This window comes from Metabacillus idriensis (genome assembly GCF_009674765.1).
GTDB lineage: Bacteria > Bacillota > Bacilli > Bacillales > Bacillaceae > Bacillus_P > Bacillus_P idriensis.
This window is the reverse complement of record NZ_WKKF01000019.1, coordinates 13,012-34,085: the sequence shown is the minus strand read 5'-3', so window position 1 is coordinate 34,085 and position 21,074 is coordinate 13,012. Positions and strand designations below refer to the sequence as shown.

23 protein-coding genes and 1 other annotated feature are annotated in these 21,074 nt (G+C 42.3%); all 23 genes read right to left on the bottom strand.

All coding sequences use genetic code 11. The annotated features are described in order from the left end of the window. The 23 genes from GJU41_RS23570 to GJU41_RS23460 all read right to left on the bottom strand — a co-directional run bounded on the left by GJU41_RS23570 (nt 1) and on the right by GJU41_RS23460 (nt 20,984). Nucleotides 1–354 (bottom strand): ribosomal-processing cysteine protease Prp, encoded by a 354-nt coding sequence (locus GJU41_RS23570; protein ID WP_070879463.1) that lies wholly within the window; start codon nt 352–354, stop codon nt 1–3. 11 nt (nt 355–365) lie between these two features. Then, the gene (gene rplU / locus GJU41_RS23565; protein ID WP_070879462.1) at nt 366–674 is read right to left on the bottom strand and encodes a 50S ribosomal protein L21; all 309 of its coding nucleotides are present in this window, start codon (nt 672–674) and stop codon (nt 366–368) included. A 15-nt stretch (nt 675–689) separates the two neighbouring features. Further along, nucleotides 690–774: a sequence feature (ribosomal protein L21 leader region), on the bottom strand. Nucleotides 775–826: 52 nt separating this feature from the next. Beyond that, nucleotides 827–2,260: an Rne/Rng family ribonuclease gene (locus tag GJU41_RS23560; protein ID WP_154319767.1), complete on the bottom strand. Its 1,434-nt coding sequence runs from the start codon at nt 2,258–2,260 to the stop codon at nt 827–829. A 59-nt stretch (nt 2,261–2,319) separates the two neighbouring features. Beyond that, nucleotides 2,320–3,186: a M50 family metallopeptidase gene (locus tag GJU41_RS23555; RefSeq protein ID WP_070879460.1), complete on the bottom strand. Its 867-nt coding sequence runs from the start codon at nt 3,184–3,186 to the stop codon at nt 2,320–2,322. After that, on the bottom strand, nt 3,179–3,955 hold the full coding sequence (locus GJU41_RS23550) for a M23 family metallopeptidase (protein WP_070879459.1): 777 nt from the start codon (nt 3,953–3,955) through the stop codon (nt 3,179–3,181). The genes GJU41_RS23555 and GJU41_RS23550 overlap by 8 nt, the downstream gene beginning before the upstream one ends. A 206-nt stretch (nt 3,956–4,161) precedes the next feature. Further along, nucleotides 4,162–4,968: a septum site-determining protein MinD gene (gene minD / locus GJU41_RS23545; RefSeq protein WP_070879458.1), complete on the bottom strand. Its 807-nt coding sequence runs from the start codon at nt 4,966–4,968 to the stop codon at nt 4,162–4,164. A gap of 2 nt (nt 4,969–4,970) precedes the next feature. Beyond that, entirely contained in the window at nt 4,971–5,654 is a 684-nt protein-coding gene (gene minC / locus GJU41_RS23540; protein WP_070879457.1) for a septum site-determining protein MinC, read from the bottom strand. Between the two features lie 146 nt (nt 5,655–5,800). Beyond that, a complete protein-coding gene (mreD, locus tag GJU41_RS23535; RefSeq protein ID WP_070879456.1) occupies nt 5,801–6,319 on the bottom strand; it encodes a rod shape-determining protein MreD in 519 nt (172 codons plus the stop codon). Then, nucleotides 6,319–7,212: a rod shape-determining protein MreC gene (gene mreC, locus GJU41_RS23530; RefSeq protein ID WP_070879455.1), complete on the bottom strand. Its 894-nt coding sequence runs from the start codon at nt 7,210–7,212 to the stop codon at nt 6,319–6,321. Before mreC ends, mreD begins: the two co-directional genes overlap by 1 nt. Before the next feature lie 34 nt (nt 7,213–7,246). Next, nucleotides 7,247–8,269 carry a rod shape-determining protein gene (locus GJU41_RS23525; RefSeq protein WP_070879454.1) on the bottom strand — a complete coding sequence of 341 codons (1,023 nt, stop codon included), beginning with the start codon at nt 8,267–8,269 and terminating at the stop codon, nt 7,247–7,249. A gap of 119 nt (nt 8,270–8,388) precedes the next feature. Then, nucleotides 8,389–9,072: a RadC family protein gene (radC, locus tag GJU41_RS23520; protein WP_154319765.1), complete on the bottom strand. Its 684-nt coding sequence runs from the start codon at nt 9,070–9,072 to the stop codon at nt 8,389–8,391. A 37-nt stretch (nt 9,073–9,109) separates the two neighbouring features. Then, nucleotides 9,110–9,682 (bottom strand): Maf family protein, encoded by a 573-nt coding sequence (locus GJU41_RS23515; RefSeq protein ID WP_070879452.1) that lies wholly within the window; start codon nt 9,680–9,682, stop codon nt 9,110–9,112. A 610-nt stretch (nt 9,683–10,292) separates the two neighbouring features. Further along, nucleotides 10,293–11,330 carry a hypothetical protein gene (locus tag GJU41_RS23510; protein ID WP_154319764.1) on the bottom strand — a complete coding sequence of 346 codons (1,038 nt, stop codon included), beginning with the start codon at nt 11,328–11,330 and terminating at the stop codon, nt 10,293–10,295. A 118-nt stretch (nt 11,331–11,448) separates the two neighbouring features. Further along, nucleotides 11,449–12,267, bottom strand: coding sequence for a hypothetical protein (locus tag GJU41_RS23505; protein WP_154319763.1), 819 nt, complete (start codon nt 12,265–12,267; stop codon nt 11,449–11,451). Next, complete coding sequence (locus GJU41_RS23500; RefSeq protein ID WP_154319762.1) at nt 12,248–12,883, bottom strand: PilN domain-containing protein; 636 nt, start codon at nt 12,881–12,883, stop codon at nt 12,248–12,250. The genes GJU41_RS23505 and GJU41_RS23500 overlap by 20 nt, the downstream gene beginning before the upstream one ends. Next, nucleotides 12,884–13,915, bottom strand: coding sequence for a type IV pilus biogenesis protein PilM (pilM, locus tag GJU41_RS23495; protein WP_154319761.1), 1,032 nt, complete (start codon nt 13,913–13,915; stop codon nt 12,884–12,886). Between the two features lie 17 nt (nt 13,916–13,932). Next, entirely contained in the window at nt 13,933–14,694 is a 762-nt protein-coding gene (locus GJU41_RS23490) for a prepilin peptidase (protein WP_154319760.1), read from the bottom strand. 19 nt (nt 14,695–14,713) lie between these two features. Next, nucleotides 14,714–15,121 carry a type II secretion system protein gene (locus GJU41_RS23485; RefSeq protein ID WP_154319759.1) on the bottom strand — a complete coding sequence of 136 codons (408 nt, stop codon included), beginning with the start codon at nt 15,119–15,121 and terminating at the stop codon, nt 14,714–14,716. Between the two features lie 105 nt (nt 15,122–15,226). Then, nucleotides 15,227–16,432 carry a type II secretion system F family protein gene (locus tag GJU41_RS23480; protein ID WP_154319758.1) on the bottom strand — a complete coding sequence of 402 codons (1,206 nt, stop codon included), beginning with the start codon at nt 16,430–16,432 and terminating at the stop codon, nt 15,227–15,229. After that, complete coding sequence (locus tag GJU41_RS23475) at nt 16,425–17,471, bottom strand: type IV pilus twitching motility protein PilT (protein ID WP_154319757.1); 1,047 nt, start codon at nt 17,469–17,471, stop codon at nt 16,425–16,427. Before GJU41_RS23475 ends, GJU41_RS23480 begins: the two co-directional genes overlap by 8 nt. Nucleotides 17,472–17,478: 7 nt before the next feature. Continuing rightward, complete coding sequence (locus GJU41_RS23470) at nt 17,479–19,134, bottom strand: GspE/PulE family protein (RefSeq protein ID WP_154319756.1); 1,656 nt, start codon at nt 19,132–19,134, stop codon at nt 17,479–17,481. A 3-nt stretch (nt 19,135–19,137) separates the two neighbouring features. After that, nucleotides 19,138–20,541 (bottom strand): VanW family protein, encoded by a 1,404-nt coding sequence (locus GJU41_RS23465; RefSeq protein ID WP_154319755.1) that lies wholly within the window; start codon nt 20,539–20,541, stop codon nt 19,138–19,140. Nucleotides 20,542–20,543: 2 nt separating this feature from the next. Next, nucleotides 20,544–20,984 (bottom strand): hypothetical protein, encoded by a 441-nt coding sequence (locus tag GJU41_RS23460; protein WP_154319754.1) that lies wholly within the window; start codon nt 20,982–20,984, stop codon nt 20,544–20,546. Nucleotides 20,985–21,074 lie beyond the last annotated feature (90 nt).

Sequence of the window (21,074 nt, the reverse complement as noted above, 5' to 3'; positions counted from 1 at the left end):
CTAGTCCACCTCCTGCTGATTGTTATTTATCGTAATTTTTATGAAATGTCCATAGTTCAATTCAATTGACTGCAGCGATACGAGCATGCCTTCAAGCAGCAGCTGAGCCTGTTCGCCCGCTTTTTGCTCTAGATCATGAGGCAGCTGAAACGAAAGAAATCCTCCGTCTCCTCCCTGTTCAACAATCGGCGTTATGCCTGTTAACTTATGTATCGCATTAACAGCGCCAAATGTGACGGCAGATGCTCCGGCACAGACAATATCCTTTCCATGTACATCGAAATCGGCATGTCCAGATAATGTAAAGGATTCAATTAATCCGCCGCTTGAGCGGTTAATGACTGCTTTTATCATCTTAAATGGCCTTAAGCGTTGATTGCGTCAATTACAAGTTTCGTGTATGGTTGACGATGACCTTGTTTTTTGCGGTAGTTTTTCTTAGCTTTGTATTTGAATACAGTGATCTTTTTAGCGCGGCCTTGTTTTTCAACTTTCGCTGTAACAGTCGCTCCATCAACGATCGGGCTACCAACTTTCACGTCATCTCCGCCAATGAATAAAACTCTGTCAAAAGTAACAGTGTCGCCTTGTTCACCAGCAAGCTTTTCAACGTAGATCGCTTGACCAGCTTCTACCTTGATTTGTTTTCCACCAGTTTCAATAATTGCGTACATTCCTATGCACCTCCTAATTAGACTCAGACTCGCCAGCAAACAGGTGATCCGGAGCAATCCGAAAAACTTTATACCTGCATCTGTGCGGTTGTAGCACGGGTGCTACAATCAATAACATAACAATACTATCAAAATAGGCTCCAGTATGTCAATTATATTTTATCTTTATTTTTCAAAAGCCGCTGAATCATTTCACGATTTCCCAGCTGCACAATTTTATAGTGATCGGTCCATTCTTTCTTTTCCCTCAAAAAGATCTCAAAGTGCAGGGCTTTTTCCAATCGTTTAAGATGTTCATCATTTTTCCCTCTTAATATTTCAGCAGCATGGGGAGGCAGTTCAATTAAGGCAGCCTCATGCTCCATGTACTGCAGCTCCCATAGTTCCCGTTCAATTTTGAAAGCGATTGTTTCAGAAGACAGCACTTGGCCTGTGCCGCTGCAGACCGGGCAAGGTTCGGTGATGAGAGAGGGAAGATCGGGACGCACTCGTTTACGGGTCATTTGAAAAATATTCATTTGAGTAAAACCAAGCATTTTTGTTTGAACTCTGTCCAGCTTCGCTTCCCTGAGCATTTCGCGCAAAATAGCCTGCCTGTCCTCCTGCCTTGGCATATCAATGAAATCAATGATGATCATTCCGCTTAAGTTGCGGAGCCTGATCTGTCTTGCCGCTTCTCTTGCCGCTTCTAAATTCGTCTTCCTTACCGTATCCTGCAGTGAAGACTTGCCTGAGAATTTCCCTGTATTTACATCAATAGCGGTTAATGCTTCTGTCTGATCGATCACAAGATAGGCGCCATTTTTCAGCCAAACCATCCGTTTCAGTGCTTTATCTATTTCCTGTTCAATCTTGTACGCATCAAAAACAGGCTGCTTTGATTGGTGAAACACAACTTCCAAGATCTCATACCGGCTTTTTAAATCCAGGGCGAGATCGCTGTCATCGCACACGATCTGCTGCAGCGTACCAGGATCGATTTCCCGCAGGATTCTGTCAAAGAATGGCGTGCCTTCAGTTAAAAGGGCAGGTGCCTTCGTATTTGCATGCAGCAGAGCCTCGTATTTTTTCTTCAAATATCGATACTCGTTATGTAAGGTTTCTTCTGCTTGTCCGCTTGCTGCAGTCCGGAAAACAAGTCCTTCATTCTCTTCGCAAAAATGAGTTCCAATGGACCTGAGCCGCTCCCTTTCAGATGGATCCTCTATTTTTTTTGAAACAGCCGTATAGCCTGAAGTCGGCATGTATACGAGATATTGTCCGCCAAATTCAAGGCTCGCGGTCAGTTTCGGTCCCTTATGTTCAGTTGCTTCTTTTGCCACCTGAACCAAAAGCTGCTGTCCTTCATTAAGCTTGGCTGATTTCAAATCAGGGGGGAGATCATTAACTGAAAGGTATCCGTTCTTTTCTAACCCGATATCGACAAAAGCGGCCTGCATGCCTTTAAGAACATTTAAAACACGGCCCGCATATATGCTGCCGGCCGTTTCGTTTATATGATGAATGTGAATTTCCTGAACTAGATTTTCTTCAAGCAGTGCACAGCGATTTTGACTGCCTTTTGCATTTAGAACTAACTTACGCAATGATCATCCTCTTTTCTGTAGATGTCTTTCTCATATTTACTCATTTTATCAGTCCTGCGTCAATAATCATAATTCAGCTCGCCGACAGTTGATTGTGTCCGCTTATCAGCAAAAAAGGCATGAAGAAGTTCATTTTCATCGAGCTCAAACAGCTTCTTTCCGTTTCGTTCAACAATAATCGGATGCTTGCACCCCCGTCTGAATTTCAGCAGCGTTTGATAGATGGGCTCTCCTTCATCTACAATAATCGGCTCTAATATTCCAGGGTCCTGCTGGTTGCCGTAATATCTCTCGAGCAAAAATCTCATGCTCACAAAACTGCGGTGTTTATATTCCATATATAAAGAATAAATAAGGAAACCTGCAATCACCCAAACATTAAGCTGCTGCGGGTAAAAAAGGAGAAAAAATAGAAGATACAGAGCTAAGGACACAGCTGAAACCATAAGCATAGTCCGATGAGCATCCTGATAGGACCGCTTCATTGATACGATCAAAAACAGCAATTTTCCTCCGTCCAGAGGCCAAATCGGCAATAAATTGAACAGAAGAATCATGACATTGTAGAAGGTAAAGAGCTGATAGGTTTCATAACTAAGAAAACCTGCCGTTTGCAAAAGGAAAGCTGCTCCCTGGAGTGGAAGATGCTGCAGAGGTCCTGCGGCAATTGTCAAAAGCTCTTCCTTCAAAGGCCTGTTCCCGTGCTCCTCCACTTCTGCCACACCTCCAAATGGAAGCAGAACAATCGATTTCAGTCTCCAGTTGAAATGTCTGGCTGTCATGGCATGACCCAGTTCATGTATGAGGATAATGGACAGCAAAATCAGCAGTGACTGAAAATGAGCCGTCATAATCGAAATCCCCATGATTAACCATAGAATAGGGTGAATATGAATGTGAAGAAAAACAGATAAATATTTAGTCAAAGGATATCACCTGAATCGGGTCGATAAATTGATCACCCTTTTTAATAGCGAAATAATACGTCCCCTTTTGATCTTCTGACGCTTTGATTTTGCCGATTTCTTTTCCGCTTTCCACAAAATCATAAAGGGAAACATTTACTTCCTCCAGATTGCCGTACCAGCTCTCGGTTGAATCTGCATGCTGAACGACAACCGTCAAACCAGAGTCTTCTTTTTTAGCAATTTCAATAACAATCCCTTCATTCATTGCTTCTACAAGATTGCTGCTCGTTTCAACCATCACACCCTGGCCATTATCTTCAAACGTCTCAAGCACTTTTCCTGAAGCTGGAGCTGTGAATTCTGTATCTTCAGACTTTGGTGCCTGATCAGAGGTTTTAATAAGGGCAAGCGGGTCGCCAAACTGCTCACCGTACCACTTTGAAATCATGGCAAACTGAAAGTCCTCTTCAAAGGTACTTGTGACCACATTCTGAACTTTTTCAAAAGGAGGCGAATCATTCTTAAAAACAATGGCGGCCACGAGAACTAAGCAAGCTCCAATCAGCAGCTTAAACATAAATACATCCGGTTTAAATAATGGATGGGAGCCGCCTCCGCCTCTTTCCGGATCATAAGTGTGATAAGCGGAGCCTCCATATTTTTCTTCATCATCTGTGAATGATAAATCGGGCAGCTGTTTTTGAGGTTTTATCCTCTCAGCTCCTAAACTGCGGTCCCGTTTTCTTTTTGCCATTCTCCTGCGCAAATCATCCGCTCGATTCCCCATTGCCACACCCATCCCCTCGAATCACATTTACTCAATTTTATGCCTTGTCCTTTTGGAATATGACAAGCCTGCGGAACGGCATCCATGTGTTTTTGAAAATGGAGCAGCAGTGAAATTTATATAAAAAAAGCAATCTCCTAAAATCAGAGATTGCTTTTTGAATGAAATGAAGTATAAAATTTTGCGCTTCGGCTTATTTTGATTCCTTATACTCTTACGCCGAAAAAGCGTTTTATTTTTGTAAAGACACCTGGATTTGCATCTTCTAATGATTGCAGAGGAATGGATTCTCCCAGGATGCGGCGGGCAATGTTCCGGTATGCAATAGATGCGCGGTTGTTTGAATCCATTGCGATCGGCTCACCATTATTAGACGCTTTAATGACATCATCATCATCTGCTACGATTCCGATTAAGTCGATCGAAAGGTGCGTCACAATTTCATCCACATCAAGCATGTCCCCATTTTTCATTAAATGGTTGCGGATTCGATTGATGACCAGCTTCGGCGGTTCAATGCCCTCTTCTTTCTCAAGCAAACCGATAATGCGGTCTGCATCACGCACTGCTGATATTTCAGGAGTAGTCACAACGATTGCCTTGTCAGCACCTGCAACAGCGTTTTTAAAACCCTGCTCGATGCCTGCCGGACAATCGATCACAATATAGTCATAGTCTTGCTTAAGCTCATCTACAAGCTTCTTCATTTGTTCAGGATTTACAGCCGATTTATCACTCGTCTGCGCAGCAGGAAGCAAATAGAGCCTGTCTTCAAAGCGTTTATCTTTTACAAGCGCCTGATGAATTTTACAGCGGCCATCAACAACATCCACTAAATCGTAAATGATGCGGTTCTCAAGCCCCATCACAACATCGAGGTTTCGCAGGCCGATGTCTGTATCTATGAGACATACGCGTTTTCCTAAAATCGCTAAAGATGTTCCTAAATTAGCAGAAGTCGTTGTTTTGCCAACTCCGCCTTTGCCAGAGGTAATAACGATAGCCTCACCCACGGTCAAATTCCCCCTTCAAACCTTGTCAAGTTAGGTCGTAAATGAGTCAACTGCTGCAGTCGATCAATGATGATAGTTTCACTTTCATCTATGTAAGCACATTCCATCTCGTGCTTTTCTGTCTGAATATAATCAGGTGCACGGTTTACAATGTCGCAAATTCTGATTTGCGACGGTTTCATCACCGATGCGGCGATGACGGCCGACTTGTTCCCGTTATATCCAGCATGCGCAATGCCTCTAAGCGTTCCCATGATGAAAATGTTTCCGCGTGCAATAACAGTGCCGCCCGGGTTAACATCTCCGATCAGGAGCAAATCGCCTTCAACTTTTAGAACCTGTCCGGATCGAATCATTTTAGCAACCGAGACCACCTCTGCTTCTTTTTTCATTTGCAGGGCATGATCTTTTGTCACAACATTGCTTTCAAACGTTTCAACAACCAGATTCCGTTTTTTTTGTATAACAGCTTCAATTTGATCCTGCTGTTTTTGATGAAGCAGACGGTTACCCGCTTTAACGTTAACGGTGATATATGGCCCATCTTCATGAATGTATTGCTTTAAGGATAACATTTGCTCAAGTTCATTCAGCAGTTCTTCAAAAGAACATGAATCATCGAGATGCAGCGTTAATCCATCTTTTGTACCTTTTATTGTGACAAATTGCTGTTTTTGAGCCTTCATGACGTTCACCTCAACGACTATACTATTTCGACAGATAGATGCAATCTTCCTCTTTTTTTATAAGAGAATTTTGATTATTCGGCTGATGATCCAACATGTCTGCCGCAGCGATAGCCATAAACCAGAATGTGATTCATCAATAATCGCTAGTCATCCAGATAATCACTTTTGACTCTCGATATAAAGCGGCTCATCGGATAAATCAGGAAAACAGCCCCGACAGAATTCGCAGCCACTGTAGGCAAAAGCCTCAGATTAGTAAAATCATAGAATGGCAAATTGGAGTAGCCGATCAGCATTTGAATGCCATACGAGTAGAATTCCAAAAGTGTAACAGCAAGCAAAGACAAGAAAAGCACAACGAGCATATTTCCCTGCAGTGCTTTCAAAGCTTTTGAAATTAAATAAGCGAATAGCGGATAGGCAAATAAGTAAATGCCAAGTATTTCTGTATACACAATGTCATGCAGCAGTCCAAAAACCAGGCCGTAAATCAGTCCTAATTTTTGACTGTGATATGCCGTGATAAAAACGATCGAGAGCATAACAAAGCGCGGAATGATGACCTGGTCCTCATTTGTAAATGGAAGCTCAATCAAGTCAACAAACGTGCTTTCAGAAATAAAAATAAATAAGATCAAAAGAGGAAGGAGAATGCGGTTCATTATTCTTCCTCCTCCTCTGGATCCATATTATCGATATCAATTGTTTCTTTCACTCGCTCTGTAACAAAAACACGATCAATATCATAAAGATCAGCTTCAGGTTTAATGTAGGCCATTTGCGAGAGTCCGTATGAATCAGGCTCTACTTCCATGACTTCACCGATGACAAGTCCTTCAGGGAATATTCCGCTGCTCCCAGAAGTGACCACCTTCTGCCCTTTTTCGATTTTAACATCCGATTCAATTTTTTTAAGGAGCAGCGCTTTTTTCTTCTCATCATATCCTTCGATTAATCCGAAAATATTTGGCTGCCCTTCCTTGCCCTGTATTTCAGCTGCAATCCGGTTTTTTCGGTCTGGCGAGCTTAATAGCTGAACGGTTGAATTGAATTTTGACGTATTTTTTATTTTTCCGATTAATCCTTTATCCGTAATGACGGCCATGTCCTTTTGGATACCGTGCTGTGATCCTTTATCAATCGTAATCAGATCAAACCAGCGGCCAGGATCCGGATTTCTTGCAATTAGAGTGGCAACGATTGGATTATATTTTCTAAGCGATTCTTCTGCACCGATTTCAGCCCGGAGCTTTTCATTGTCCCGCTTCAGCTCTTGAAGCTCGGTCTCTATTTTCATATGCTCGTCAATTTTGCTTTTAAGCAATTTATTTTCTTCATATGTATTTTTCAAATCGCCGACATTCTCAAAGAAGCCCGCTACATATTGTGCGGGCTTATGAAATACAGTTTGGAATAATCCTGTTGAATCTTTAACAAATTGTTCTGGCCATGTTAGCTGTCTGTCTTCTTTTAAAGAATACCCAATCAATGCCACTAAAAAGATGATACTAACCAGCAACAAGATAAGACGTTTATTCAAGAAAAACTGTGGCATGTGACTTTACACCCTCTTAATGTTTATTTCACAATTAGCGGCTGTCTCTTGCTTTTGTTTTGAACAAATGAATATGCTCAAGAGCTTTCCCTGTACCGATTGCAACACAATCAAGCGGGTTTTCTGCAATTAAAACAGGCATGTTTGTTTCTTCGCTGATCACTTTATCAATGTTGCGAAGCAAAGCTCCGCCTCCAGTAAGAACAATGCCGCGGTCCATAATATCCGCCGCAAGCTCAGGCGGTGTTTTTTCAAGTGTATTTTTAACAGAATCAACAATTGAATTGACCGTATCACGCAAAGCTTCTGCAATTTCTTTAGCGGTAATTTCAATCGTTTTTGGAAGACCTGTCAATAAATCACGGCCGCGAATGTCCATATTATCAACACCTTCAGCGGACCCTGCAGAACCAATTTCCATTTTAATAGATTCTGAAGTACGGTCACCAATCATTAGGTTATATGTTTTGCGGATATAATTGACAATGGCATCGTCCATTTCGTCACCGGCAACGCGGATAGATTGAGACGTAACAATTCCTCCAAGAGAAATAATCGCCACTTCTGTCGTTCCTCCGCCAATATCAACTACCATGCTTCCAGTCGGTTCCCAGACAGGAAGATTCGCACCGATTGCAGCTGCAAACGGCTCTTCAATCGTATAAGCATCACGTGCGCCTGCTTGTCTTGTCGCGTCAATGACTGCACGCTCTTCTACTGCTGTAATGCCGGAAGGAACACAGACCATAACATAAGGCTTGCTTGCGAAAACACCTTTACCTTTTGTTGCTTGTTTTATGTAATACTTCATCATTGATGCAGTTGTTTCATAATCGGCAATTACGCCGTCTTTCATCGGGCGGAGCGCCACAACATTTCCAGGTGTGCGTCCAATCATATTTTTTGCGTCGTTTCCTACTGCAACGATAGACTTAGTGTCTGTCTGCATCGCTACAACAGAAGGTTCACGAACCACAATTCCTTTTCCTTTAACGAAAACAAGGGTATTTGCTGTACCCAAATCTATACCAAGGTCTCTTGTCCCAATTCCAAACATCAGATGTATCTCCCTTTCTAAAAACCGAATTACTTTCTACTATTTATTTTCAAATGTCATATGAGAACTAAAAAAACTCATAAACATTATTATAGCGTAATTACGCAAAAATAAAAGTGTTACAAATATCCTTTTTCTTTTAAACTCACATATTTTTGCTCACCGATAATAAGATGGTCCAAAAGCTCTATTCCTAACATTTTACCACACTCTGTTAACCTTTTTGTGACTTCGATGTCTTCGCGGCTTGGAGTAGGGTCTCCCGAGGGGTGATTATGGATGCAGATAATTGAAGCTGCCGACCGTTTCAGAGCTTCTTTATACACTTCGCGGGGATGGACAATCGAGGCATTAAGGCTGCCGATAAAAACCGTTTGTTTGTGAAGCACTTGATTTTTCGTATTTAAATAGAGGCAAACGAAATGCTCCTGTGATAAAAACCGCATTTCTTCCATTACATAATTCGCACCGTCTTGAGGGGACTTGATGACATATCTGTCTTCGTATGTGAGTCGGTTAATTCTTCTGCCCATTTCAAGAGCAGCGAGGATCTGCACGGCCTTCGCTTCCCCTATTCCAGAGATGCTTGTCAGTTCCCCAACCGATGCTTCTTTAAGAAACCTTAAACCCTCAAAGTGAGTGAGGAGTCTATTTGAAAGCTGCAGAACAGATTCCTTTTTTGAACCTGTTCTAAGCAAAATAGCAAGCAGTTCGTGATTTGCAAGACTTTCAGGACCGTCGTGGATCAATCTTTCACGGGGCCTGTCTTCTTCAGGGAAATCATGGATTTTTAAAACTTCCAATCGTCGTCTCCTCCTATTTCCCTCTCTGCTTAATCCTTTATTTAAGCGAAAACCCTGCTTTCTTCAGCTCTCTGACCGTGCGTGCGACAGGCAATCCCACAACCGAAAAATAGTCGCCCTTTATTTCTTTTACAAATAGGGAACCGAGCTCTTGAATTCCATAGGATCCTGCTTTATCCATCGGCTCCTCTGTCTCGATGTAATCTTCAATCTCTTCTTCTGAAATTGTCCAGAAGGTGACATCTGTCTGTTCATAAAACAAGATTTTCTCTTTTTGAAAAAGAATGGCAACCCCCGTTAAAACCTGGTGAGTATTGCCTGATAATTTAGTAAGCATCCGCTTTGCTTCTTCTGTATTGGCCGGCTTGCCTAAAATTTCTCCATTATAAACAACAACGGTATCTGCTCCAAGAACAATTGATTCATTGAAACGGTCTGCAACGGCTGCAGCTTTTTGCTCTGCAAGCGACATCACAATCTCAGAAGGCGGAAGCTTTGGATCCACAACTTCTTCTACATCACTGATTACAACTGTAAAAGGCACACGAACATTCTCAAGCAGTTCTTTTCTGCGCGGAGAACCTGATGCCAAAATAAGGTGCTGCTTCATTCTTCAACATCCTTTCATTCGGTTTAAAAGGGAGATACATTCGTATCGTAGCAAACACTGGGGGGATATACAAATAGGAAAAATCCGATTTTGCAGAACATAAGCGCAAGCACCAAGGCCCGCTCCGACAGGCAGATAAGAATCCGACAGAAAAGTCCGGGTCCCGATTTTTCATGTGAAAACAGGTTTAGGAATCTGGTTGGTGAAATATGATCGCTGCACTGGAGCGGGAAACGGGAGGTATTCTCTGCTTTCATTTTTTGGAGAGGTTATCCGTGTCATTCTTCCCCTCCAATACCGTTATTCGATTTAGCGGGGTACGATTCCGCCGCTTACTTACCCTCCAATACCGTTATTCGATTTAGCGGGGTACGATTCCGCCGCTTACTTACCCTCCAATACCGTTATTCGGTTTTGCGGGGCGTTTCAACTTGCCATTGATCAGATCACAGCAAAGTCCGGTTCCAGACTTTTTTGGCGGTTTCGTTCTGACCGGAACTAGGCGATTCCGCTTGCCACAGATAACATTATTTCCCTTATTCACAACCTTTTACATTTTATAATTTCGCTATACAACAAAAAAAGATTGTCCTCAATTAAAGGACAATCTTCATTTTAATGTCAGCAAGAGATCCATAAGCTTTTGCTGGGCAGCCCATCCTGTTTTTTCGTTTACATCTTCTTTTAGAAGCATGGAAACATCCGTCAAACCTTTTTTCACAGCTGCAAGATTTTCATCTTTCGGTTTGAGTTTGTTCAGTTCTGTCAAAATCGCATCAGATTCCGCCTCAATCCTATCTGTCTGACCTGTAACAGCAGATGAAGATAAAGTCACTAACGATTTAAAATGATTGATAATGGCACTTGCGTCTTCATTTGTTTTGATAGAAAAAACAGCACTTTTCCCGCTCCATGGTTCGATGGCGCTGGTTTTGTACACATTGCTCAAACCATCTGTTTCCTGTTTGGCATTTCCGACACCGCCATACACAAAGTATGATCCCTCTTCTTCAACAGCTATAGCAGGAAAACCTTTGCTTTTAAGGTCAGAAGCTGTCGTTTCTGCTCCTTCCTCTGATGAAAATTTTCCTATTTGAGCGAAGAACAGCTGAATGTCAGCTGAAGCTTCCCCTGAACCTGCCGCGCCATCCTTAGAATCGGCTTGAGAGGCTGCTTGCTCTGTCTCAGCGTCAGCCTGCTGCAGAGCTGCCGGCAAATCCTCATTTGAAATAAAGTTCAGTGCAACGAATCCAAAGCTCACGCCAAGCACAATCGCGAGAATGATGGTAACCGCATATTGTTTAAATGGATAGGCGCTAAGCGGATTCTTTCTGCCCATGCCGAAGTAAGGGGAGACTTTGCCCTTTGAAGATGATTTTTTAGAAGCAACTACTTTCGGATCATCCTGAAACACTTCACCGTCGTCCTCAGGCAAAACCCAAGAAAATTCATCCTCTTTCTCTGCACCAGAAGCGGCAATTTCTTTCTCAGCCATCACTTTCTCATCCCAGCTCAGAACAGGAAAATCCAGAGAGACTCCATCCTGTCCGTTTTCGTCCGGTTTCTTTTTCCCCTGTTTCACACTCTTCAGTTTGCGTTCTTCCCCATTGATCTTGATCTTAATTGCATTTGCCCGCTGCTTGTCCAATTCAACACCGCCTATCTGAAACGATTCTCGTATCTGAATTCCATGCTAGCATACGAAAATAAAAAAAGAACAAGACATTTGTCGTCTTGTTCAGAAAGGTTTTCGTCAAATAAACACCCTATTCGCCATCCTCAGATTCAAGTGACGGAGAAAGAGGATTAAATTTATTGCTTGGCTGTGGAGCAGCCACCTTAGGTGTTTCCGCGCTGAGATCCTGCAAACCATCCGCATAAAAAGCTGAAACCTGCAGCGTATATGTGAGCGGCTCTGCTTCCTGATCAAGTGAAGTAAGCTCAGGAAGCCCTTCAAACGTCAAGATATCAACTTTGGTGATCCGAGGCTGTTTCTCTAGGGTTTCAATAAATGTTTCCATCTCAAAGTAATGGATGGATGTAACTTCAAGTGACAGAATCACCCTTTTCAGACCTTCAGGTGCATCCAGCAGGGGCGCAGGCGATTCTGCAGCGACTGCAGGAGAAGAGTCCTGCGTCTCTGCCGAATCAGCTGTTTCCTGTGTTCCGCCCTCTTCAGGTGCTGCTGCCTGACTTTCCAAAGATTGATCTGCTTCAGGTTCAACGGGAGCAGCAGGCGGCAGCAGAGCGTCTTCACTTTCAGCAAATGTCACATTCTGAATCCTGCTGTTTGACACAGTTTCTGCTTTTTCCAGGTCAAGGACAAGCTGCTCAACCATCGGGGAAACCGGGACCTTTCGCTGTAATTCTACAGAATTTACAACTGGCTTAGTTTGTGTCGAAGTGTCGCTGCTTTTTTTCTGCTTTAACTGCTCTTCTTGCATGGTTTTCATACTTGCTAGACTATCAATCTCAGAATTCACTGGTTTGATGAATAGATAATAGGCACCGGCATATAGAGATCCGAGCACCAAAGCGGCTGCAAGCAGCAAAATGAGATGTTTTTTATGAAGATGGATTGTCATTGGTTTCATCCTCACTGGATTGATTCACATAGTCTGGGTTTACTTTCAGCAAATATTGAGCTTCAGATCTCGGAAGAGCCTCTTCACTCGCTGAATCTCTTTCTGAAAGAGAATTGTCTTGATCTGCTTCTTCTGCTGCTGCAGACAAACTAGTTAAATTTGCTTCAGCGAAAAAAATAGAGTCCTTCAATCTCGCTAAATAGTAGGCTGCTTCACGATTGGTGTCAAACTGAACGGTAAGCGTCAGTTCTCCAGCATCATTATATGAATAAGCTTTGAAAAACCCTCTCTCAGGAAGCTGTTTAGATAGCTCTCTTAAGATAGGTACTGTATCAAGAGAAACACCCGATGAATAATCAACAGCTGCCTGTAAAGCGGCTATTGACGATTGAGAGCTACCTGCTGTGCCTGAGTCATTTGTAGTCAAGGCTGCATTTTCCGCCTCAAGCTGTGTGATTTCTTTTTGAATGGCACTGAGATTTTGATTCGCTGAATAGCTTTGTATGAAAAAGATGACAGCCATAATTAACGTTAGGAATGCAATAATGAAATAAAGGGATAAATTAGCAACGTTTCTCGGGTCTTTTTTCGGAAGTAAATTAATATCAGCCAGCATCTAGTGCACCTCTTTTAATGCAAGACCTGCCGTTAAGTAAAACGAAGCAGGAAGCGGAGACTTGTCTGCAAGCTCTGCCTGCACATGATTCAATGTATCAATTCTCAAATCATACCTGGTGTTAAGCCTTTCATGAACAGCAGCAAGCATGGGATGATCGCCTGTCAAGATAAACGATGAAACTTCATCATTGCCCTGATTTAAGGAGAAACGATAAAAATTCAGAACGTGATCCATTTCTTTCAGAATTTCATCAACCTGCAGCATAAATTCCTCTCTTGAAACAGAAACCTTTAAATATTTTTCGCCTGATTGCTGAAAAATCAGTTCTTTGTTTTCTTGAAAGGTGATGTCTCCATGATCCAGAATCATGTGGTTTTTCTCTATTTCTATATTGCGCATAAAAACGGGCTGCTGCTGCTGAAAAATACTTAAATTCACAGCTGACAAATCAAATTGAATCAGCATGGCTGATGAATCTGTCTTCTCAGCTTCACCCAATTGAGAGTAAAGACGATAATGGCAGAGCGGAGAAATATCTGCAGCGAGAGGCTTTAGTTTTGCCCCATCAAGCAAATCTGAATAGGATCGCACAAGCTCTTCACTTGAAGCAAAAAGGAGCAATTGAAGATGCTTGTCGCTTCTTGACAAAACAATATAGTCAAAGACTGCCTCATCGAAAGGGAGATGAATAGATGAACCAATTTCAACATAAAGATGCCCTCTAATTTCATCATCTTTAAGGTCACCTGGAACCATAACCTTCCGGATGACGACAAAAGCATCAGGAACCGTAAACCGGACTTTTCTGCCCTTGATGCCCCAATCCTGTACACACTCGTCCAAGATCATCGACAACGTATCAAAATCCTGAATGACGCCTCCGCGAATCAACCCTTCCGGGAGAAAGCGTTCAACACATGTCTGGACGACCACCGGCTTTGACTGTTTTAATTCTATGTATCGGATCACTTCATCTTTAATAGTCAAATTCCCTATTTTCTTTTTAAGTGCAAATCCAGATAAATTCACTTGTTTCTCCCCCTACCCTATAAACCAATCAATCTGAAATACCACATTAAAAGTTCTTCGCCGTAAAAGTAAGCAAGCAATGTCCCAGCCATAATAGACGGACCAAACGGCATCGGCTGCCTGCGTTTCACTTTGCCCGTTAAAATAGCAGCAAGGCCGATCACGGAACCAGCCAGGCAGGATAAAAAGAAGGACAGCAGAACCAGTTTCAAGCCAAGAGCGAGACCAAGCACAGCAAACAATTTTATATCACCGCCGCCCATGCCGCGGCCTTTGCTCAAGAAAGCAATCGAGAAGAGCAAAATGAAACCGGCCGCAGCCCCAATCAGCGAATCCCACCAGGGAGCCAGCGGAATAAAAATTCTTTCTATTAAAAACAAACCTGCAAAAAAGAGCAGCACTTTATCAGGAATAATCATATATTTAATATCCGAGACAAAGATAATCATAAATAACGAGATGAGAGTAAGCGCAATAACCAATTCTTTTGACCATCCCACCAGCAGCGGTGATATCGTAAAAAGAATTGCCGTCATCATCTCAACAAACGGGTAAAGCGGAGAAATCCTCGCCCTGCACGTTCTGCACTTCCCGCCCTGAAGCAAGTAGGAAACAACAGGAATAAGCTCTCCTGCCGTTAACGTATGATGACACCCCGGACATGCTGACCGGGGCGCCACTATGGATTCTTTATTTGGTATGCGGAGACCTACTACGTTGAAGAAGGATCCTAGTAGGAGGCCACTAATAGCCAGGTACATAATTAAAATCGATGTCATATCCAATAAAACTCTTTCATTAGTTCTTCAGTTTATCTGCAATTTGTTGCTCTGTAGCACCTGTACTAAAATCAGTTATAGCAGAATTAACTTTATGTCCAGTTAGAGTATAAACTAGTTGATTACCATTTTTAGAAATCGTCAAAGTAAAATCACTAGGCTTGTCTAGATACTCCGCTAAATCGTTTTTAGTACTCGTTTTAACTAATGATACCGGGTAAGAAGTAGGGTTTTTAGAAGCCACATATAATTTTGAAGCATCGATAATCTGTGAAGCCTCAGATAAAGCAGCATCCTCTTTAGACTTTTGTATAACTCCCCCAATAGCCGGCACAGCAATAGCAGCAATAATCCCTAAAATAACAACAACAGCAAGTAACTCAATAAGCGTTAATCCTCGTTCGTTCTTTAACATCTTTTTAAGCATGTCTTTCTCCCCTTAACTAGTAAATTGGTAATATAGTCCTTTGTATGCAGACTATGGTTATTGTAGCATATAAATTGGATGATGTTGTTAATTTTTTGTCAAATTTTAATTTATTTTGTTAAAAATATCAAACATAGGTACTAGGATAGAAGTCACGACCACCCCGACAATTCCTGCAAGGAAAACAATCATTAACGGTTCGATTAATGATTTGAGCCGATCTGTCGCCTGTTCTACTTCTTCCTCATAAAAATCAGCTACTTTTGAGAGCATTTCATCTAATGATCCCGTTTCTTCTCCAATCGCAATCATCTGGGTGACCAGCGGCGGAAATACCCAATGATCCTTCATTGGCTCTGTCAAAGAGTTCCCTCTTTCCAGAGCATTTCTTGAATCCTTCAGTACTCTGCTGATCACTTCGTTTTCAACGATATTCTCAACTATAGATATAGCCTGTAAGATTGGAACGGAGCTTGAGAACAGGGAACTTAACGTTCTTGTCATTCTTGCAAGAGCTGCTTTTTGCAGCATTCTTCCGAAAATAGGGGTTTTCAAGATGACAATATCCAAGTAATACTTCGTTGAAGGCTGACTCTTCATGAATACAAGACCGATCGAGATTGCTAGAATGCCTAAAATGACCGCCCACCAGAACGTTTGCATCCACACGCTTGCTCCAAGTACAAATTGGGTAATCAGAGGCAGTTCTGCTCCAAAATCGCTGAACATATCTACAAATGTCGGCACAACCGCTACCAATAAAAAGATGACTACTGCTATAGCAACAATGCCGACAACTGCAGGATAAGCTAAAGCTGAAATGATTTTCTGTCTGGTTTTATACTGCTTTTCGTAATGAACGGCCAATCTGTCTAATGTTTCATCCATGTTCCCGGCAGCTTCACCAGCCTTCACCATGTTAGTAAACATCGAAGTGAAGATCTTTTTATTCTTTCCGGCCGCTGCTGAGAGAGGGTTACCTGAACGCAAGTCCTCTTCTACGTCAAATAAGGCTTTACTTAGAGCCTTGCTGTCTGTTTGTCTTGCCAGAATATTTGTCGCTTCTACGACAGATATTCCTGCTTTTAACAGCGTTGAAAATTGCCTCAGGTAGATGACAAAATCCTGCAGTTTCACAGGGTTTCCAATGCTGATGTCTTTTGTCAGCAGCGTTTCCTGCAATTCTTCTATTTTTGTGATCCGCACGCCTTTTTCTTGAAGCTTCAGAACGGCTTCGCGCCGTGATGTACCGACGATCACTCCGCTTGACTGGCCAGTTTTTCCACGGCCTTCATATTTAAATCTAGCCATTAATCATCGTCTCCTGTAAAAAGGGATCCGGCATTTCACGCAGAATCACTCCTGATTGCACAAGTTCTCTTATGCTTGCCTCAAGCGTCATCATTCCTTGATCGCGGCTAGTCTGAAGAATGTTATAAATCTGGTGGATTTTTTCATTGCGTATTAAATTGGCGATTGCCGGATTGTTGACCAATACCTCTGTTGCTGCTCTTCTTCCTTTAAAATCAATCGTCTGAAACAGCCGCTGCGACACAATCGAAACGAGAACCGAGGCAAGCTGAATTCTTACCTGCCCCTGCTGATTTGGAGGGAAGACATCAATGATCCTGTCAATCGTTGAAGGAGCGCTGGATGTGTGCAGAGTCCCTAAAACGAGATGTCCTGTTTCAGCTGCGGTAATGGCAGTATGCACTGTTTCTAAATCCCGCATTTCCCCTACTAAAATCACATCTGGATCCTGGCGCAGCGCTGCTCGTAATCCATTTGCAAAATTCAAAGTATCAAAGCCGACTTCTCTCTGATCAATGATGCATGATCCATGTTTATGCAAATACTCAATCGGGTCTTCTAGCGTAATAATATGCTTTCTGCTCGATTGGTTCATATAATCGATCATCGCTGCAAGAGTTGTAGATTTCCCGCTGCCAGTAGGACCTGTAACCAATATTAACCCTTGTGGTTTGCGGGAGATCGTGCTTAAAATCTCTGGCAGTTTGAGGTCCTGAAGTGTTGGGATTGATGTAGGAATAATCCTGATTGCAAGCGCTACACATGAGCGCTGCTTATACGTATTCACCCTGAACCTTGAGACCCCGGGAATGCCATAGGAAAAATCAAGCTCGCCTTTTTCCTGAAACTTGTCCCACATCGCCTGCGGCAAAATCGATCTCGCCATCTCCTCTGTATCAGCAGGCTGAAGAATGGTATTGCTGTATTTTTTCAGTTCCCCATTAATTCTCAGCATAGGCGAAATTCCGACTGTTAGATGAATGTCAGAGGCCATCAACTCAAAGGCGGCACGCATAATTCCTTCTAATTTTGATTTCATTTATTTATCACTCCGATAGAGCTACACGCAGAATTTCTTCTGTTGTTGTCAGCCCTTGCTTTACTTTAAGAAGACCATCATCAATTAGAAACAGCGTTTTATTTTTAACCGCCAGATCACGAAGCTTCGAGAACGATTCCCCGTTCATAATGACTTTTTTCATTTCATCGGTCATCACTAAAAGCTCATGTATGGCAAGTCGTCCTTTATAACCGGTCATGTTGCACGTACCGCATCCTCTGCCTCTGACGATTGCGTCTACAGTCATGCCTCTTTTAGCAAAGATCTCCGTTTCTCTTACTGAAGGCGGAACACTCTCAGCGCAATCACGGCAAACTTTTCTGACAAGACGCTGAGCGACAACCCCCGATAATGATGTGGCTACAAGAAAAGGTTCTACTCCCATATCTATTAATCGGGTAATGGTACCGACTGAATCATTCGTATGCAGCGTACTTAATACAAGATGTCCTGTAAGCGAAGCCCGGATTGCAACTTCTGCTGTTTCCTTATCCCTGATTTCCCCGACCATGATAATGTTTGGATCCTGTCTTAGAATGGAGCGAAGACCTTTTGCAAACGTCATGCCAACAATTGTGTTGACCTGGATCTGATTGATGCCTTCAAGCTGATACTCAACAGGATCTTCAATGGTAATAACATTGACATCCTCTGAATTCAGTTTATTAAGTGCAGCATATAAAGTAGAGGACTTTCCAGACCCGGTCGGACCTGTGATCAGCACAATCCCGGATGGGCGTTCGATCAAATTTGTGAAACGCTGAAGATTCGTCTTATGGAAACCAAGCTGATTCATATCATTAAGGGCACTGCTTAAATCAAGCACCCTTAAAACGATCTTCTCTCCAAATACGGTCGGCAAGGTAGCTATCCGCAAATCAATCGGATGAAAATCGAGATTCAGCTTAATTCGGCCATCCTGCGGAATCCGCTGCTCTGTAATGTCAAGATTGGACATAATTTTGATTCTTGCTGTCAGAACACTTTGCATATGTTTAGGCAGCGTTCTTTCTGTTTTCAGAACACCATCGATGCGATATCGTACAGCAATTTTTGTTTCTTGCGGATCAATATGAATATCACTTGCCCGCTGCTGCACCGCATTTTGCAGCAATTGGTTGACAAGCCTTACGATGGGAGAATCTGCATCAGCCAGTCTTTCATCCTGCACCGCTTCTTCAGGCGCTCCAATCAGCTGATCGATATCTTCTTCCATATCAAAATATTTTGTAATCGTGCGCAAAATATCATCTTTCGTCGCAATGGCCGGCTCAACCTGAAAGCCTGTTGAAAGTCTCAAATCTTCAATTGCGTAAAAATCCATTGGATCCGCCATAGCTACAAAAAGCTTGTCTCCCTCTTTTTTTAAAGGAATCATATAATTGCGCTTGGCCGTTTCTTTTGGGATCAAGGTAAACAGTTTGGTGTCAAAAGGGTAACGGAACAGACTTACATGCGGAATGCCAAGCTGAAATTCAAGAACTTCAATCAGCTGCTGTTCGGTTATATAACCGCGCTGCAGCAGGGCATCGCCAAGTTTTTGCTTTTCGCTTTTTTCCTTTAGCGTCAGCTGCAGCTGTTCCTCTGAAATAAGACCCGTTTCAACAAGGAGGTCCCCAAGTCTTTTTCTCATTTGCTTCATGACTTATCTCTCCCCCTTTTCAAATGCCGGTTCTTCCCATAACTCACGATCTTCAGCAGAAATAGGAGAAGTGGAAGAAAAAGAATTCACAGTCTGGCCTGGACTCAAAGCACTGTTTGATGCTTCAGTCGGATTCTTAGTTTGATCTGAATTCGAATGAGGATTTAGATTAGAATTTACACTTGGTGCAGCGCCATCTGTTCCAGGGTAAACTTGTGTGTCAGCTTGATTTGATGAAGGAGTTTCACCTTCATTAGGAGACGCAGAGCTTTCTTCTGGAGCTGCTTTTAATGCTGTCTTTTCAATCCGGTGCACAGGAGCATAATAATCATCTGAAATAAACTCAGTCGAAACGATGTTCCCTTCTTGATCGAGCTCATTGCGGTAGACGGAAATAGACTTCCCTTCTATCCCCTCTTCTTCTACTCTTGTTGTATTTTCTGCCAGGGCAGGATCATACTGGATGATTTTTTCAGGTTTATAGCTTTTGTCATTTTCCATCGTTAAGCTGTAGATTTTTTCAAATTCCAGTCCTTCCAGTGAAATGAGCAGGGAACTGGCATCTTGTGTGAGGTTTACTTCAAAAACAGTATCGTTTGGGTTATAAAAAATAAAATCCTGCTTACCCATAGTGAAACTCGCTTCTTTTCCCAGCTCAGAATAGGAAGGCAGCACCTGGCTTATATGTCTTTCAACTATCTCAAAATTTGCAGAAAGAATCGTTTGATAAATTCCCGTTGCAATCCACTTTAAAGTGGCATCATCAAAGTCCTGCAGACCGGCCGTTTCTATATATGATGAGAATGAAAAAGTTTGTTTAGGTTCAATCGTCAATGTCAGCGGATTTCCCAAAATGAATGTCTCATTTGGCAGGGATGTACTTGCAATAATGGTTTTGGGCGCTTTTTCTTTCAAGTAATATTCATCAAGATTAATTGAAATAATTCCTTCTATCAGCTCTGATGAGGCAGCTTCAATCTCAGCAGATAAAGCTTTTCGATCAACGGCATGTAAGATTTCCGCGGGCAATTCAGTTTGAAGAAACGCTGTAAAAGCTTCTTCATTCAAGTTAACCGCAATGGCTGCAGCCTTATTTTCAAGTGCGAGTTTTGCTGTTCTTTTCACATCAAATTCCACAAGTGTTAAATCTAGAGTGAACTCTTTATCCGCCTGAAGGAAATAAAAGCTCTTTTCTTTCCACGACTTAATGGCATCATCCAGCTTGGCAGCGGCTTTTTCTTCTGTTAAACCTGAAAGATCAACACCGCTTACAACCGCACCTTCCGGAACCGTTTTTTCAGAAAATAGTGCTCCGTAAGCCTTTGCACCAAAGATAGAAAAACCAAAAATGAAGAACACACATCCTGCTAATAGGACAAAGATTTTTAATTTCACAGCCTTCTCCATTTTTATGACCTTCCTTTAACTAGTTTCGTTTTGTTTAGAAGCGATTCAAAATCTATTTCAATATCTTCCTCCCCGGAAGAAACAAAGGCCAGTTCAGGAATATAGTCATCCACTAAAAGGTTTGACGAAGGACGGGGTAAATCTGCAGAAAAAGCTGTATTTTCTGGCAGAGCAGACGGTTCAACAGCATTAGGTACTATCTCCTCCATCCTGAGAGAATTTACAAATAAGAAGCCAGCCGCCCCTGTCAAAATAACCAGAATCAACAATCCACTCAATAATGAGAAAAAATAACTAGCTGCAACACCTACTATCGCAAGCAAGAAAGACAGCGGAGCAACAATCCATATCTTCGACCGCTTTACCGGGATCTGCTGCCTTGCAAGGATAGGAAAAATAATCAGGACACCTACTATAGCTAAAATCATTTGTTCTGCACTCAAACCCCAACACCCTTTACTAGTTAAATAAACCCATGAAATAAGAATTAATAATTTCCAAATACTAGACAAAAATCGACTAGTTTTATTGTA